The following is a 1,719-nucleotide window of genomic DNA, read 5'->3' on the forward strand; positions in this document are numbered from 1 at the left end:
CGCCCGCCGGCGCGGCGCCGCCGTCGCCGCGGTCGGCTCCGCGGTGCCCCCGGTCGTGGTCGCGGTCGGGCTCGCGACACTGCTGTCCGGCGTCCTGGGCTGGGTCCCGCCGGTGTCGCTGCTGCCGCCCGGTGAGCCCGCGTGGGCCCGGCCCGACCTGCTCGTCCTGCCCGTCCTCGCGCTCGCGCTGCCGTCGGGTGCCTTCGCCGCGGGCCAGCTGCGCGGGGTCGTCGAGGACGTCGCGGCCCGGCCGTTCGTTTGCGACGCCGTGCTGCGCGGGGTCCCCGCACCGGTCGTGGCCCTGCGCTACGCCGGTCCGTTCGTCGCGGCCCCCGCGCTGCGCGTGCTCGCGGTGACCGCGGGCTCGCTGGTCGCGGGCAGCACCGTCGTCGAGACGCTGTTCGGGGTCGCCGGGCTCGGGGAGCTGCTCGTGGGCGCCGTCGCCACCCGCGACCTGCCGGTGGTCTCGGCAGTGGCGCTGCTCGCCGCGTCCGTGGTGGTCGCGGGAACGCTGGCCGCCGACCTCGCCGCCGCGGCGGGCCGCCCGTGAGGCGCTCCGTGCTCCTGCCCGGCGGGCTGCTGCTCGGCCTGCTGGTCGCGCTGCCCGTCGCGGGTCCGCTCGCCGGTGGCGACCCGCTGCGGGTCGTCGCCGCGCCCTGGTCCCCGCCGCGGCCCGGCCTGCCGTGGGGCGCCGACGTCCTGGGCCGCGACGTGCTCGCCCGGGTGCTCGCCGGCGGAACCGGACCGGTCACGACGGCGATGGCCGCCGCCCTGCTCGCCACGACGATCGGCACCGCGGGCGGGCTGTGGGTGGGGTGGACCGGCGGGCGCCGCGCGCGTGCCGTCACCGCGCTGAGCGACCTGCTGGTCGCGGTGCCGTTGCTGCTGCTCGTCCTGGTCGCCGCGGTGACGCTGCCCGGGCCGGCCGCGGTCGTCGTCGGCACCGTCGTCGGCGGCGCGCCGCTCACCGTCCGGGTCGTCGCCGACGCCACCGCACGGGCCCGCACCGCGGGCCACGTCGAGGCCGCACTCGTCCACGGCGAACGCCCGGTCGCGGTGCTGCTGCGCGAGGTGCTGCCCGCGCACGCACCCCTGGTGGCCGCCGACCTCGCCGGCCGCGCGGTGCTCGCGCTGCAGCTGGCCGCGGCCACCTCGGTGCTCGGGTTCGGCCCGCCGCCGCCGGCCCCGGACTGGGCGGTGATGCTGCGGGAGAACCTGCCGGGGCTGACCGTGAACCCGGCTGCGGTGCTCGCCCCGGCCGTCGCGCTCGGTGCGGTCGCGACGGTGCTGGCCGTGGTGTCGCTGCGGCTCGTGCCCGCTCGCACCGGTACGACGCGGGTCCCCGGCGGCCCGGTGCCGCCCGGACCCGGGCTCACCGTGCGCGGGCTGCGTGTCCTCGATCCCGACGGGCGCGTCGTCCTCGACGGCCCCGACCTCGACGCGCACCCCGGGGAGGTCGTCGCCGTCGTCGGCTCGTCGGGGAGCGGCAAGACCACGCTGCTGCACGCGGTCCTGGGCACCCTGCCGGGGGGCCTGCGCGCCGTCTCGGGCGGTGTCGGCTGGGACGGCGCTCCGCTGCCCCGGGGGCGCCGCTGGCGACGGCGCACGCTCGGGCTGCTGGGGCAGGACCCGGCGCTGCACCCGCTGCGCGACGCCCGGGCTCAGCTGCCCGTCCCCGACCCCGATGCGGCGCTGCGTGCGGTCGGCCTCGACCCGGCG

The 1,719-nt window shown here is 80.3% G+C and carries 2 protein-coding genes; both read left to right on the forward strand.

The window, feature by feature from the left end; genetic code table 11:
* The coding region (locus NH602_RS30625) for an ABC transporter permease subunit (RefSeq protein WP_253069658.1) at positions 1 to 550 on the forward strand (550 nt) is incomplete at its 5' end.
* The coding region (locus NH602_RS30630; protein ID WP_253069659.1) for an ABC transporter permease subunit at positions 547 to 1,719 on the forward strand (1,173 nt) is incomplete at its 3' end. The genes NH602_RS30625 and NH602_RS30630, both read left to right, overlap by 4 nt.

It is taken from the genome of Pseudonocardia sp. McavD-2-B (assembly GCF_024124365.1).
Lineage (GTDB): Bacteria > Actinomycetota > Actinomycetes > Mycobacteriales > Pseudonocardiaceae > Pseudonocardia > Pseudonocardia alni.